We start from the raw sequence: 13,473 nt of genomic DNA, 5'->3' as shown, positions 1-13,473 counted from the left end.
CGGACGCCACGGGCGGGCTCGCGGTGCGGCACCCGGTGGAAGCGGCCGAGTCCGAGTCGAAGAGCGGGCACGGTTCGGTGCCGGAGCCTGCGCGGCGTGCGGCGGCGGAGCCGCTGCCCGCGCCGGAGCCAACGGGTGTCACCGGTGGGTTCGGGGTGCGGCACCCGGCGGGAGAGGTTGGGCCGACCAGCGGGCGCGCCGCCGTGCCGGAGCTCGCGCGGCGTGCGGCGGAAGAGGCGTTGCCCGTCACCGAGTTGGAGCCGGCGCCGGCACCCGAGTTCGGGCCCGGGCCGGACGCCACCCGCGAGTTGAGGCTGCGCCCGGCGCCGCTGCCGGAGCCTCGGCCCGAGCCGGCGACCGTCCCGCAGCCCGCCCTCGGGCCGCGCCCGGCGGCGGAGCCCGTTCCCGAGCCGGTGCCAGTGTCGGAGCCGCTGTCGGAGCCCGGGCACGAGCCCGGACCGTTGCCGGTGGCGGAGCTCGGGCCGGACGCCACCCGTGAGCTCCGGCTGCGCCCGGCGGACCCGCGGCCCGAGTCCCGGTCCGCCGTGCCCGCGCCGGTGCCGGAGCCGGTCGAAGGGCCGCCGCTGACGGCCACTCGGTCGGTGTCCTCCCCGCACCCGTCGGCGTCCCCGTCCGTCCCGCCGCGGCCCGCGCACGCGCCGGACTCCGCCGCCGGCGAGGAACATCTCCCCGTCGACATGCGCAAGCGCCTCTCGTTGCGCAAGCAGCAGGTCGCCGTCAGCCTGCGCAAGCACGGCGCGCAGGGGGTGGTGGCGCGGATCCTGCTGGTGCTGGACGCGTCGGGGTCGATGGCGGGGCTGTACGGCCGGGGCGTGGTCGCGGACGTGGTGGAGCGGATGGCCGCCGTGGCCGCGCAGTTGGACGACGACGGCACGATGCAGGCGTGGACGTTCGCCACCAAGCCCGCCCGGCTGCCGGACCTGAGCCTGTCGGGGCTGCCGGAGTGGCTGCGGCTGCACGTGCGGCCGGGCGAGGTGAACATGAGCCTCTTCGGGCGTCGCCGGGTCCGGCCGCCGCTGCCGGACGGGCGGGTGGACATGAGGGCGGTCGGCATCCAGAACGAGGAGCAGAAGGTGATCGCCGACGTGCGCGCGTTCGTGCACGCGCACCCGTCGCCGCTGCCCACCCTGGTGCTGTTCTTCTCCGACGGCGGCGTCTACCGCAACTCCGAGATCGAGGCGCAGCTGCGGGCGGCCGTCGAGGAACCGATCTTCTGGCAGTTCGTCGGCCTGGGCCACTCCAACTACGGCGTGCTGGAGTACTTCGACCAGCTGCCGGGCCGCCGGGTCGACAACGTCGGCTTCTTCGCGGTGGACGACATCAGCACCCTGCCGGACCCGGAGCTGTACGACCGGCTGCTGTCCGAGTTCCCGCAGTGGATCGCGGCCGCCCGCCGCATCGGGATCCTCAGCTGACGCAGCGTCAGGCGGCGGGCGTGGTGCGGTCGGTGACCGACACCACGCCGTCGACGGCGGCGCAGAGTTCGCGCAGGGTGCGGGCGGGGCAGTGCGGGGCGGTGGTGCCGCTGAGGGTGACCTCGCCCTGGACGACGTCGACGGCGATCAGCGCGGGGCTGGCGCCTTCGACGGTGGTGAGGACCTCCTCGACGATCTCGCGGCGGATCGCCCGGTCCTCGCGGAGGAAGACCCGCAGCAGGTCGCCGCGGCTGACGGTGCCGATCAGGCGGCCGTCGGCGGGCGAGACCACGGGCAGGCGTTTGACCCGCCGACGGGTCATCAGGCGGGCGGCGGCGACCACCGTGGAGTCGGGGGTGGTGCACACCGCGGGGGAGGTCATCAGGTCGGCGGCGGTGGTGCCGGTGCCGCGCAGGTGCACGGGCGCGGGAAGCATGGACGCCGGGTCGTACTGGGCGAGTTGGGTGCGCAGTAGGTCCGCCTCGGAGACCACGCCGAGCGGCCGGTGGTCGGTGTCGACCACCGGCACGGCGGTGATGTCGTACTCGGCGAGCAGCGCGACGATCTCGCGGAAGCCCGTACCGGGGCTGACGGTGACCACGTGACGGGTCATCATCGCTCCGACGGTGCAGTGCCGCATCGCCCTTCGCCTCCTCGGTCGACGCCGGTCCGGTGCCGACGTTCCCACTCTGCGGGGCGGGCGGCGTCGGGCGCGAGGGCCGGAGGTCCCGGTCGGCTGGGCCGGTCGGCGGGCCGGGGCGGCAGGAGTCTCAGCCCGGACACCCATTCCGGGCGGATCCGCACGGACACCGAGGGCGGCCCGGTCGCCGTGGCCGGGTGCACGGCGTCGGCGTGGCCGAGCACGGTGACCGTCCAGCCGCTGCCGTCGGTCGGGTCGACCTGGTCGACCTGGAAGGCGACCACGGTTCCGGTCACGGCGCGCAGCAGTTCCTCGTCGGGCTGGTCGACCTGCACGCTTCCGCCGTCCACCAGGCGGTAGCGGACGGGCAGCACGGCGGGCAGGGCGTGCCGGGTGTAGACGAGCCGGCCCACCGAGTGACAGGCCATCAGGCGCAGGCACTGGCCGGGGTCGAGGGAGATGCCGTCGGGGGAGGGGGAGGGTTCGCCGGTCATGCTCCGATCCTGCGCGTCGCGTCCGCGCGGCGGGAGGGCCGTTGGTCGTTCCCGTACCGGTCGAGCGGCCCCTCGAACGGCGGGGGTAGGGCGCTGGGATACGAACCGATTACTTTCATTTACTGTTCATAGAACTGTTTGCGTGTTCACCGACAGGCTGTCAGTCGGCCAGCCCCCAGCTACCCGACTGGAGTCACGAGTGAGCCCCTCCTCCTCCGCACGCCGCCGTACCCTCACCGCCGGCGCCCTCGCCGCGAGCGCCGCCCTGCTCGTCGCCGCCGTCCAGGTCGACACCGCCTCCGCCGCCCCCGGCCGCGATGCGGCGATCGCCCGCGCGGAGGCGAACGTCGCGCACCACGCCGACCTGTTCGGCTTCGGCGCCGGCCAGGGCCTGAAGGTCAAGGACGTGATCATCGACGCGAACGGCGCCCAGCACGTCCGCTTCGACCGCACCTACCAGGGCCTGCCGGTGGTCGGCGGCGACCTGGTGGTCCACCAGGACGCCCGTGGCAAGCTCGCCGACTCCTCCCGCGCCAAGGGCCACAACCCGGCGGTGAAGTCCGTGGTGCCGTCCGTCTCCCCGCAGCACGGCGCCGCCGCCGCGCTCGGCCAGGCCCAGGGCATATCCGGCGCCACCGCCACCCCCGAACTGGTCGTCTGGGCCGCCGACGGCGGCGCCCGCCTCGCCTGGCAGACCACCGTCAGCGGCGAGGGCAAGCAGGGCCAGCCGACCGGCCGGGTCGTCGTCACCGACGCCACCACCGGTGAGGCGATCGAGAGCTGGGACTCCGAGCAGTCCGTCGCCGGCACCGGCCACTCCGAGTACACCGGCGACGTCCGGATCGACACCACCCAGCAGGCCGACGGCAGCTACGCGCTGATCGACCCGGTGCGCGGCCACTCCACCCGGGACGCCAAGAACCTCGGCTCCAGCAGCGTCAAGGCCACCTCCGGCAACCTGGTCACCGACGCCGACAACGTGTGGGGCGACGGCCGGAAGTTCTCCACCGACCGGACCACCGCCGCCGTCGACGCCCACGCCAACACCGCCTGGACGTACGACTACTACCTCAACACCTTCGGCCGCAAGGGCATCAAGAACGACGGCCGCGGCGCCACCGTGTTCGTCCACGTCGGCACCAACTGGGACAACGCCCAGTGGGTCGACAGCTGCTTCTGCATGATGACCGGCGACGGCGACGGCACCACCGACCCCGAGCAGGTCGACCTCGACACCATGGGCCACGAGATGACCCACGGTGTCACCAGCGCCACCGCCAACCTGCGCTACAGCGGCGAGTCCGGCGGCCTCAACGAGGCCACCAGCGACATCTTCGGCACCATGGTCGAGTGGTACGCCAACAACGCCGTCGACACCCCCGACTACCTGTTCAGCGACCAGTCCACCCCGCCGTGGCTGCGCCGTTTCGACAAGCCCTCACTGGACGGCCGCTCCGCCGACTGCTGGAGCAAGTCGGTCGCCAAGCTGGACGTGCACTACTCCTCCGGCGTCGCCAACCACTGGTTCTACCTGGCCAGCGAGGGCAGCGGCAGCAAGACCGTCAACGGCTACACCTACAACAGCCCGACCTGCAACAACTCCACCGTCACCGGCGTCGGCAACCAGAAGGTCGCCGCCATCTGGTACCGGGCGCTGACCGTCTACATGACCTCCACCACCAACTACGCCGGCGCCCGCACCGCCACCCTGAACGCCGCCCGCGACCTGTACGGCGCCGGCTCGGCCGAGTACGCGACGGTCGCCGCCGCGTGGAGCGCGGTCAGCGTCAACTGATCGGACGGGCGTCCGGATAGCGGCCGATCGGCCGCTATCCTGGCCCGATGAGCGACAACCTTCCCCCCTGCCCCAGCTGCGCCGGCCAGTACACGTACGAGATGGACGCCCTGATGGTCTGCCCCGAGTGCGGCCACGAGTGGGCGCCCGCCGAGGAGAACGCGGCGCAGCCGGCGGGGGAGCGGGAGATCCGGGACGCCGTCGGCAACGTGCTGGCCGACGGCGACACCGTCACCGTGATCAAGGCCCTGAAGGTCAAGGGCAACGCCTCCGGCATCAAGGCCGGCACCAAGGTGCGCAACATCCGGCTGGTCGACGGCGTCGACGGCCACGACATCGACTGCCGGATCGACGGGTTCGGCGCCATGCAGCTCAAGTCCAGCGTGGTCAAGAAGGCCTGACACCGCCCTCCGCGCCCCCCGGCTCGTGCCGGGGGGCACGAGCGGTTGTTAGGGTCGGCGCGACGCCCCCGTGCCCTTTCGGGCCTTGAACGAGACGGTGACGACCACGTGAACGCCGAGAACCCGCAGTCGCCACCGGTGGCCAGCGTCCCGCTGTACCAGCTGAAGGCGGAGTTCTTCAAAACGCTCGGGCACCCGGTGCGGATCCGGGTGCTGGAGCTGCTCAGCACCCGCGACCACGCCGTCGCCGAGATGCTGCCCGAGGTCGGCGTGGAGCCGGCCAACCTGTCCCAGCAGCTGGCCGTGCTGCGCCGGGCCAAGCTGGTGCACGCCCGCCGCGAGGGCTCCACCGTGGTGTACACGCTGGCCAGCGGCGAGGTCGCCGACCTGCTGCGGGTCGCCCGCTCCATCCTCGGCTCGCTGATCACCGACCAGGCCGGCCTGCTCGCCGACCTGCGGGCCGCCGACAACGCCTGACGCTCCGTCACTTCCCCTGCCCCGCCCGCGAGGGCCTCGTTTGCCCCGCCCGCGAGGCCTCGTTGCGCCCGGAACATGCAGACATTGCGACTTGCGAAATTCTTCAAGTCGATACATCCTGATCGGGTGCCCGGCCGGTCCGTCCTGCCCGGCCACCTGCGCGCCGACACTGGAGAGGGGCCGACGTGACCGAGGTGTTCGAGCAGGAGCTCCGCGCACAACTCGCCCTTGCCCGAAGGGCGTTGCGCGAGGCGCGGGACGCCGAGGACGACCACGGCGCGCAGGCCCACGCGGGCCGGATCGCCGGGCTGCTGCGGATCGCTGAGCAGCACGGCATCGCCGTCCCGTCCCGGTCCGGAACAGAGCCGGAACCCCAGAAAGAGAGCTGAACCGTGCCCGCGTCGCAGTGCCACGCCCAGGCGAAGGTCCCTGATCCGCTCGCCACGATCCGATGCGGCGGGGCGGCGTGAACGGCGCGGGTGTGATCGGCCGGCGGCTGCGGGCGGTGCTGCCCGACCGCCGGACGTTGGCCACCATGCGGCGGGACCCGCGACGGGACCTGCTCGCCGGACTGACGGTGGCCATCGTGGCGCTGCCGCTCGCCCTGGGCTTCGGCGTCTCCTCCGGGGCGGGCGCGGCGGCGGGCCTGGCCACCGCCGTGGTCGCGGGTGCGATAGCCGCCGTGTTCGGCGGCTCCGGCCTCCAGGTCACCGGCCCGACCGGCGCGATGACCGTGGTGCTGGTGCCGATCGTCGCCCGCTACGGCACCGGCGGGGTGCTGACCGTCGGCCTGCTCGCCGGCCTGCTGCTGGTGCTGCTGGCGCTCGCCGGGGCCGGCCGGTGGATGGCGTACGTGCCGGTGCCGGTGATCGAGGGCTTCACGGTCGGCATCGCCGGCGTGATCGGCCTCCAGCAGGTGCCCGGCGCGCTCGGCGTGGCCAAACCGGACGGCGAGAACCCGGCGGTGGTCGCCGCCCGCGCCGTCTCCGCGTTCGCGTCCTCGCCGCACTGGGCGGCGGTGCTGCTCGCGGCGGGCGTCGCCGCGCTGATGCTGATCGGCGGACGGCTGCGGCCCGGAGTGCCGTTCTCGCTGATCGCCGTGGTCGCCGCCACCGTGCTCGCCAAGGCCGTCGACCTGCCGGTCGCCGTCATCGGCCACCTGCCGTCCGGACTGCCCAGCCCCTCGCTGGGCTTCCTCGACCTGTCCGCGGTGCCCGCGCTGCTGCCGTCCGCGCTGGCGGTCGCCGCGCTCGGCGCGCTGGAGTCGCTGATGTCGGCGACCGCCGCCGACGCGATGACCGCGAACGACCCCCGTCGGGGCGGCGAACGGCACGACAGCGACCGGGAGTTGTTCGGCCAGGGCCTGGCCAACCTGGTCGCCCCGCTGTTCGGCGGCGTCGCCGCGACCGGCGCGATCGCCCGCACCGCCGTGAACGTGCGCAGCGGCGCGGTCTCCCGACTGGCCGCGCTGGTGCACGCCGCCGTGCTGGCCGTGGTGGTGTTCGCCGCCGCGCCGCTGGTCGCGGACATCCCGCTGGCCGCGCTGGCCGGCGTGCTGATCGCCACCGCCGTGCGCATGGTGCAGGCCGGGGCGCTGCGCGCGCTGGCCCGCACCGGGCGCGGCGAGGCCGCCGTGCTGGCGGCGACCGCCGCCGCCACCCTCGCCTTCGACCTGGTCACCGCCGTCGCGGTCGGCCTGCTGCTGGCCTGCGCGCTCGCGCTGCGCGCCGTCGCCCGGGCCGCCCGGCTGGAGCGCCTGCCGGTGTCCGAGCAGGACCACGCGGGCGGCCGGATCGCCGCCTACCGGCTGCACGGCCCGCTGCTGTTCGCCGCCGCGCACCGCCTGCGGGTCGAACTGACCGCCGCCGACCACGCCGAGGTGGTGATCCTGCGGATGTCGCGCGTCACCGCGATCGACGCCAGCGGCGCGACCGTCCTCGGCGAGGCCCTCGCCGACCTGCACCGGCGCGGCATCCGGGTCCTGCTCTCCGGCCTGCACCCCGAACACCGCCGACCCCTGGACGCGCTCGGCATACTCGACGAACTCCAGGCCCAGGGGCGACTGTTCGCCACCACGCCGGAAGCCCTGGCGTACGCCCGCGACACCCTGCCGGCCGTTCCGGCGCCCGCCGTCGGGACACGCTGAGCCGTCCCTGCTGCCGAGGGCGGCCCGCCCGGCCGGTACAGTGGCGCAAGTGCCACCTTCCGAGGAGGCGCGACGGCGGTGGGGCCCGCCGGACCTGAACCGCGGCGAGTCGCCGCCAACGGTCCCTACTTGTACAGGACGCGCCCGGATCCTTCGGGCGCCGTGCGAGTGGGAGACGTGGTGCCCGTGGAGAGTTCCCAGTCGGCGACGGCCGGCGCCGTCGAAGCCGAGACCGGGGCGCGCCCGGCGCGCCGTCGCGGGCCGGACCGTGAACTGGCGTCCGTGATCGGCGTGGTGGCCGTCGGCGGAGTGCTCGGCGCCTGCGCCCGGTACGCGATCGCGCTCGGATGGCCGACGGCGGCGGACGGCTTCCCCTGGGCGACGCTGGTGATCAACGTGGCGGGCTGCGCGGTGATCGGGGCGTTCCTGACGGTGCTCACCGAGGCCTGGCGCGCGCACCGGCTGGTGCGGCCGTTCCTCGGCACCGGCGTGCTCGGCGGGTTCACCACCTTCTCCACCTACGCGGTCGACGTCCAGCGCCTGATGCTGGCCGGCCGCGCCCCGGCGGCCCTGGGCTACCTGGCCGCCACCCTGCTCGCCGCGCTGGTCGCGGTCTGGGCCGGCGCGGCCGCCGCCCGCCTGGTGATCGGACGGAGGACGCGATGACCGCACGGACCGAACGGGCGCTGCGGATGACGGTGCTGGCCGGCGAGGACCAGCACTGGCACCACCGCCCGCTGTACGCGGAGATCGTGCACCGCGCGCACGCCGCCCGGCTGGCCGGCGCCAGCGTGTTCCGCGGCATCGAGGGCTTCGGCGCGTCCGCGCTGGTGCACACCTCCCGGCTGCTGTCGGTCGGCGACGACCTGCCGGTGGCGGTCGTGGTGGTGGACCGCGAGGAGCGGATCCGGGCGTTCCTGCCGCAACTGGACGACCTGCTCGACCGGTGCCTGGTGACGCTCGACGCGTGCGAGGTGCTCCGGCCCGCCGACGCCCCCGGGGAGGCGGAGTGAACTGGCTGCTGGTGATCGTCGGTGCGGCGGTCGGCGCGCCGCTGCGCTACCTGACCGACCGGGCGGTGCAGGCCCGGCACGACACGGTCTTCCCGTGGGGAACGTTCGCCGTCAACGTGTCCGGCTCCCTGGTGCTCGGCCTGCTGACCGGCGCGGTCGCCGCCGGCGCGGCCTCCTCGCAGCTCCAACTGCTGCTCGGCACCGGCTTCTGCGGGGCGCTCACCACGTACTCGACGTTCTCCTGGGAGACGCTGCGGCTGGCCGAGAGCGGGGCCCGGTTCTACGCGGGGGTGAACGCGGCGGGCAGCGTGGTGGCCGGGCTGGGCTCGGCGTTCACCGGGTGGGCGATCGCCCAGGCGCTGTGGGTGTGAGGCCGTGGCCCGTTCTCGATCGGCCGCAAGGATGAGCCGTCGGCCGTGACGGACCTGGACGCGGCTGGTGGGCGGGGTTCCCGGTTCGGGGGCGAACGCATGCGCGTCGCCGGAATCCGGACAGAATTCACGATCCGGCCAGGATCACCTTCCCGTGGCCACGGACCGCGAGTTAGCGTGACCGTGAGTTAGTTGCCCGAGGCACTCAACAGCTCGGGCCGCGCAGTCGCAAGGTTCGCCCGCCGACGCCTCCGCCGGCCGAGCTCCGGGAAGGGACCACCAGATGGCCACCGCCGCGCAAACCTCTCCCACCAGCCACCCCGCCCCGCGCGGGACCTGCCCGTTCGCGCCGCCGCCCGCCTACGAGCAGGCCCGGCACGACGAGCCGATCAGCCGGGTCGGCCTGTACGACGGCGCCTCGTGCTGGCTGATCACCCGGCACGAGGACGTCCGCGCCGTCCTCGCCGACAACCGGTTCAGCTCCGACCCCGAAAACCCGGGCTTCCCGTTCCTCACCGAGGCCTCCCGCCAGCTCCTCACCGTCAAGCCCACCTTCATCCGGCTGGACGACCCCGAGCACGGCCGGCTGCGCCGCATGCTCACCGGCGACTTCACCATGCGCCGCACCGCCTCGCTGCGCCCCGAGATCCAGCGGATCACCGACGAGCTGATCGACCGGATGACCGACGGACGACACCAGGCCGACCTGGTCAACGACTTCGCGCTGCCGCTGCCGTCCCTGGTGATCTGCCTGCTGCTCGGCGTTCCCTACCAGGACCACGACTTCTTCCAGGAGTGCAGCCGCACCCTGCTGCACCGCGGCTCCACCACCGAGGAGGTCGTCGACGCCAACGCCCGCCTCACCGAGTACATCGACGCGCTGACCGCGTCCAAGCGGGACAACCCCGACGACGGCATCCTCAGCCGCCTGGTCGCCCGCGGCGAACTGGAGATCGAGGACATCGGCGCGATGGGCCGGCTGCTGCTGATAGCCGGGCACGAGACCACCGCCAACATGACGGCGCTGTCGATCCTCGCCCTGCTGCGCAACCCCGAGCAGCTCGCCCACCTGCGCGCCCACCCCGAGGCCACGCCCGCCGCGGTCGAGGAACTCCTGCGCTACCTCAGCATCGTGCAGAACGGCCTGGTCCGGGTCGCCGTCGAGGACGCCGAGATCGGCGGCACCACGATCCGGGCCGGTGAGGGCGTCATCCTCCAGGTCAACACCGCCAACTGGGACGACGACCGCTACCCCGGCGCCGACACCCTCGACCTCACCCGCGACACCCGCCACCACCTCGCCTTCGGCTTCGGCGTCCACCAGTGCCTCGGCCAGCCGCTCGCCCGGCTGGAGCTGGAGATCGCCCTGGAGACCCTGCTGCGCCGACTCCCCGAACTGCGGCTCGCCGTGCCGTTCGAGGACGTCCCGTTCCGGAGCGACATGCTGATCTACGGTGTCCACGAGCTCCAGGTCGCCTGGTGACCGCCGCCCCGCCGACCCGCCCGGGCGACCTCGCGAAAGAAGGAACCGTGACCGTCACCGTCGACCAGGACCGCTGCTGCGGCGCCGGGCAGTGCGTCCGCAACGCCCCCGAGGTGTTCGACCAGCGCGAGGAGGACGGCGTCGTGCTGCTGCTCGACGCCCGCCCGCCCGCCGAGCTGCGCTCCGCCGTCGAGGACGCCGTCGCGTCCTGCCCCGCCGGCGCCATCCGGGTCACCGACAGCTGACCCGAACACCCCGCTATGCTGCCGAACCGTCCCGCCGTGGCCCACGGCGGGACGGCCGTCGTCACAGCGAAGGGGAGCACACCGTGGAAGCCGCCGGCGAACTCGCCCCGCAGGGCGTCACCGACCTGCGCGGCCGACCCGGCCCGCCGCTGACCGTCCGTTACGGGCCCCACGCCGCCGTGGTGGTGGCCGGGCTGCCCGGCAGCGGCAAGAGCACCCTGCTGCACCGCTGGGACGCCCACGCCCCCGTCCTCGACCCGCGCACCAGCCGCCTGGCCGCGCAGGCCGCGATGCCCGCCCGGCTCCCGTACCCCGTCTACCGGCCCGTCGTGCGGACCCTGCACCTGCTGCGCATCCGCGGCGCACTGCGCGGCCCCGGGCCGCTGCTGGTGCACGACTGCGGCAGCCGCCGCTGGCTGCGCCGCACCCTCGCGCACTGGGCCCGCCGGTCCGGGCGGGAACTGCACGTGGTGCTGCTCGCCGTCCACCCCGACCAGGCACTGGCCGGTCAGCACGCCCGCGCCCGCACCGCCGCCCCGGGCACCTTCCGCCGCCACGTGCGCGGCCTGGCCACCCTGGTGACGGCCGTCGACCAGCACGGCCTGGCGGCCTTCCCGGGCGCGACGTCCGTGCTGCTCGCCGACACGACCTCACGGGAACGGCTGGCGGCCGTCCGCTTCGCCGCCCCGGACGGGACGCCGGGGGCGGCGAAGGGCTGACGGATCGTGGGCCGTCAGGCGTAGATGACGGTCCACTGCTGGTTGCGGTCTCCGGTACGGCAGCCCTCGATCGTCACCTGGCTCCCGGCGTGGGAGGTCAGACAGCCCTGGTCGCCGTCGGCGGAGTGGATGTACGTCCCGACGTCGCCGGCCGCGTACCACCAGCGCGCCCTGGACGCGGTGTTGTCGTACGGGTCGTACCAGGGGTTGTACTCGGACAGCTCGCCGGTGTTGCCGAAGCTGCGGCGCAGGTTCCGGTAGCTCTTGGTGGTGCACCAGCCGTCGGTGCACTTCTCCGTCTCCCAGGAGGAGAGGACGACCTGGTTGGCGGAGGTCATGGTGACGTACCACCACTGGTTGGACTGCCCGGTCTGCGCGTAGGTGTACACCGGCGCGCCCTGGTCGATGTTGTGGGCGTAGTCGTCCAGGTACTGGCCGGTGCCCATGTTCAGGACGTGCACCCAGCCCCGGGGCGCGGCGGCCTGGGCGGGTGCCTCCACGGCGAACACGCCCGCCAGGACGGACAGGGACACGCCGGCGGCGGTGAGGATCCTTCGGATGTTCTTCACGGTGGGACGTTCCTTCCGGCGGGTCAGTTGTAGGAGATCAGCCACTGCTGGTCGTGGTCGCCGGTGCGGCAGCCCTCGACCGTCACCTGACCCCAGGCGTGGGCGGTCAGGCAGTCGCCGTTCCAGGCGGCGGAGTGGATGTACGTCCCGGCGTCGCCGCCCACGTAGTACCAGAGCTGCTCGCCGGGCAGTTCACCGAAGCGGGTGTCGTGCTGCCAGCGCTGCTGCGGGCCGAGGACGCCGCGGTTGCCGCTGTCGCGGGTGAGGTTGCGGTACCACCAGCCGGTGAGGCCGTTGCCCTGCTGGGTCTCGTAGGAGGAGAACGAGACCGTGTTGTTGTCGTTGTTGTCCACCCACCACCACTGGTTGGACTGGCCGGTCTGCGCGTACGTGTACACCGGGGCGCCCTGGTTGGTGTTGTGGGCGTAGTCGTCCAGGTACTGGCCGGTGCCGACGTTCCGGAGGTGTGCCCAGCCCTGGGGCACGGCGGCCTGGGCGGGTGCCTCCACGGCGAACACGCCCGCCAGGACGGACAGGGACACGCCGGCGGCGGTGAGGATCCTTCGGATGTTCTTCACGGTGGGACTTCCCTTCCGGCGGGTCAGCTGTACTGGACGTTCCACTGCTGGTCGTGGTCGCCGGTGCGGCAGCCCTCGACCGTCACCTGGCCCCAGGCGTGGGCGGTGAGGCAGTCGCCGTTCCAGGCGGCGGAGTGGATGTACGTCCCGGCGTCGCCGGCCACGTAGTACCAGAGCTCCTCACCCGGCAGGCCGCCGAAGCCGACGCCGCCCGTCCAGAGCTGCTGCGGGCCGAGGACACCGCGGTTGCCGCCGTCGCGGACGAGGTTGCGGTACCACCACTTGCCGACGCTGCTGTACTGCTGCGTCTCGTAGGAGGAGAAGGTGACCGTGCTGTTGGTGTTGTTGGCCACCCACCACCACTGGTTGGACTGCCCGGTCTGCGCGTAGGTGTGCACCGGCGCGCCCTGGTCGGTGTTGTGGGCGTAGTCGTCCAGGTACTGGCCGGTGCCCACGTTCCGGATGTGCGCCCAGCCCTGCTCCACCACGGCGCCGGCGGGCGCGGCCGCCGTGACGGTGGCGGCCAGTGCGGCGCCGGCCACCAAGGCGCCGACATGTCTCTTCTTCACTGTCTTTCCCCCCCCTTGCTGCTGTCCTGCGGGCGACGTCCTTGCGTCGCCGGCCAGGTGAGGGGACGGTACGAAGAGCCGTTGGACAGATGATGAACACCCGAAACGGGTCCGCCGCCCCGGACCGGAGGTCGGGGGCGGCGGAGGGTTGACGGCCGGTCAGTGGCCGCGGGCGATCCACTCGGCCAGGTGCGGGGCCTCCGCGCCGACGGTCGTCGAGTCGCCGTGGCCGGTGCGCACCACCGTCTCGGCCGGGAGCGTCAGCAGGCGCTCGCGGATCGAGTCGACGATGGTCGGGAAGTCGGAGAACGACCGCCCGGTGGCGCCCGGCCCGCCGGCGAACAGGGTGTCGCCGGTGAACACGGTGCCGAGCTCCGGCGCGTACAGGCTGACCGCGCCCGGGCTGTGGCCCGGCGTGTGCAGCACCGTCAACGTGGTGCCGGCGACGGTCAGTTGCTGACCGTCGGCGAGCGCGCCGTCGGGCTTCCGGTCCGGGTGGGTCTGCTGCCACAGCACCTGGTCGTCGGGGTGCAGCAG

The 13,473-nt window shown here is 73.6% G+C and carries 17 protein-coding genes and 1 pseudogene; 12 read left to right on the top strand and 6 right to left on the bottom strand.

Annotated elements, in window-relative coordinates; translation table 11 throughout:
* Positions 1–521: 521 nt before the first annotated feature.
* A pseudogene (locus IEZ12_RS38245) lies at positions 522–1,436 on the top strand (vWA domain-containing protein); the annotation flags it as partial.
* Positions 1,437–1,443: 7 nt separating this feature from the next.
* On the opposite strand, the gene IEZ12_RS11890 reads toward IEZ12_RS38245, so the two are convergent.
* Together IEZ12_RS11890 and IEZ12_RS11885 are read right to left on the bottom strand one after the other, a co-directional pair.
* Positions 1,444–2,052: a CBS domain-containing protein gene (locus tag IEZ12_RS11890; RefSeq protein WP_229847453.1), complete on the bottom strand. Its 609-nt coding sequence runs from the start codon at positions 2,050–2,052 to the stop codon at positions 1,444–1,446.
* Positions 2,049–2,570, bottom strand: a complete 522-nt coding sequence (locus IEZ12_RS11885) for a pyridoxamine 5'-phosphate oxidase family protein (RefSeq protein WP_189272002.1) — start codon at positions 2,568–2,570, stop codon at positions 2,049–2,051. The genes IEZ12_RS11890 and IEZ12_RS11885 overlap by 4 nt, the downstream gene beginning before the upstream one ends.
* A 199-nt stretch (positions 2,571–2,769) precedes the next feature.
* Here IEZ12_RS11885 and IEZ12_RS11880 point away from each other — a divergent pair, with 199 nt between their 5' ends.
* From IEZ12_RS11880 to IEZ12_RS11830, 11 genes are all read left to right on the top strand, one after another.
* Positions 2,770–4,365, top strand: coding sequence for a M4 family metallopeptidase (locus IEZ12_RS11880; RefSeq protein ID WP_189272001.1), 1,596 nt, complete (start codon positions 2,770–2,772; stop codon positions 4,363–4,365).
* 47 nt (positions 4,366–4,412) lie between these two features.
* On the top strand, positions 4,413–4,766 hold the full coding sequence (locus tag IEZ12_RS11875) for a zinc ribbon domain-containing protein YjdM (RefSeq protein WP_189272000.1): 354 nt from the start codon (positions 4,413–4,415) through the stop codon (positions 4,764–4,766).
* Between the two features lie 108 nt (positions 4,767–4,874).
* Positions 4,875–5,243, top strand: a complete 369-nt coding sequence (locus IEZ12_RS11870; RefSeq protein ID WP_083462023.1) for an ArsR/SmtB family transcription factor — start codon at positions 4,875–4,877, stop codon at positions 5,241–5,243.
* Between the two features lie 185 nt (positions 5,244–5,428).
* Positions 5,429–5,632 carry a hypothetical protein gene (locus IEZ12_RS11865; RefSeq protein WP_189271999.1) on the top strand — a complete coding sequence of 68 codons (204 nt, stop codon included), beginning with the start codon at positions 5,429–5,431 and terminating at the stop codon, positions 5,630–5,632.
* Positions 5,633–5,778: 146 nt separating this feature from the next.
* Positions 5,779–7,389, top strand: a complete 1,611-nt coding sequence (locus IEZ12_RS11860) for a SulP family inorganic anion transporter (RefSeq protein WP_229847464.1) — start codon at positions 5,779–5,781, stop codon at positions 7,387–7,389.
* Between the two features lie 186 nt (positions 7,390–7,575).
* Positions 7,576–8,055 carry a fluoride efflux transporter CrcB gene (gene crcB / locus IEZ12_RS11855; protein ID WP_189271997.1) on the top strand — a complete coding sequence of 160 codons (480 nt, stop codon included), beginning with the start codon at positions 7,576–7,578 and terminating at the stop codon, positions 8,053–8,055.
* A complete protein-coding gene (locus tag IEZ12_RS11850) occupies positions 8,052–8,402 on the top strand; it encodes a DUF190 domain-containing protein (RefSeq protein WP_043907753.1) in 351 nt (116 codons plus the stop codon). The genes crcB (IEZ12_RS11855) and IEZ12_RS11850 overlap by 4 nt, the downstream gene beginning before the upstream one ends.
* Complete coding sequence (gene crcB, locus IEZ12_RS11845; protein WP_100586482.1) at positions 8,399–8,773, top strand: fluoride efflux transporter CrcB; 375 nt, start codon at positions 8,399–8,401, stop codon at positions 8,771–8,773. Before IEZ12_RS11850 ends, crcB (IEZ12_RS11845) begins: the two co-directional genes overlap by 4 nt.
* 283 nt (positions 8,774–9,056) lie before the next feature.
* Positions 9,057–10,256 carry a cytochrome P450 gene (locus IEZ12_RS11840; protein ID WP_189271996.1) on the top strand — a complete coding sequence of 400 codons (1,200 nt, stop codon included), beginning with the start codon at positions 9,057–9,059 and terminating at the stop codon, positions 10,254–10,256.
* Positions 10,257–10,303: 47 nt separating this feature from the next.
* The gene (locus IEZ12_RS11835; protein WP_043909247.1) at positions 10,304–10,501 is read left to right on the top strand and encodes a ferredoxin; all 198 of its coding nucleotides are present in this window, start codon (positions 10,304–10,306) and stop codon (positions 10,499–10,501) included.
* 83 nt (positions 10,502–10,584) lie between these two features.
* Entirely contained in the window at positions 10,585–11,220 is a 636-nt protein-coding gene (locus tag IEZ12_RS11830) for an AAA family ATPase (protein WP_189271995.1), read from the top strand.
* A gap of 14 nt (positions 11,221–11,234) precedes the next feature.
* Here the strand turns inward: IEZ12_RS11830 and IEZ12_RS11825 are convergent, their stop codons facing one another.
* The 4 genes from IEZ12_RS11825 to IEZ12_RS38240 form a co-directional block, all read right to left on the bottom strand.
* On the bottom strand, positions 11,235–11,789 hold the full coding sequence (locus tag IEZ12_RS11825) for an RICIN domain-containing protein (RefSeq protein WP_189271994.1): 555 nt from the start codon (positions 11,787–11,789) through the stop codon (positions 11,235–11,237).
* 23 nt (positions 11,790–11,812) lie between these two features.
* Positions 11,813–12,367: an RICIN domain-containing protein gene (locus tag IEZ12_RS11820; RefSeq protein WP_189271993.1), complete on the bottom strand. Its 555-nt coding sequence runs from the start codon at positions 12,365–12,367 to the stop codon at positions 11,813–11,815.
* Positions 12,368–12,390: 23 nt separating this feature from the next.
* Positions 12,391–12,936 carry an RICIN domain-containing protein gene (locus tag IEZ12_RS11815; RefSeq protein WP_189271992.1) on the bottom strand — a complete coding sequence of 182 codons (546 nt, stop codon included), beginning with the start codon at positions 12,934–12,936 and terminating at the stop codon, positions 12,391–12,393.
* Between the two features lie 159 nt (positions 12,937–13,095).
* Positions 13,096–13,473: MBL fold metallo-hydrolase (locus IEZ12_RS38240; protein WP_229847452.1), on the bottom strand; the 378-nt coding region annotated here is incomplete at its 5' end.

It is taken from the genome of Kitasatospora griseola (genome assembly GCF_014648555.1).
Lineage (GTDB): Bacteria > Actinomycetota > Actinomycetes > Streptomycetales > Streptomycetaceae > Kitasatospora > Kitasatospora griseola.
Note: the sequence above shows the minus strand (reverse complement) of the source record. Positions and strands in the feature narration are given on the sequence as shown.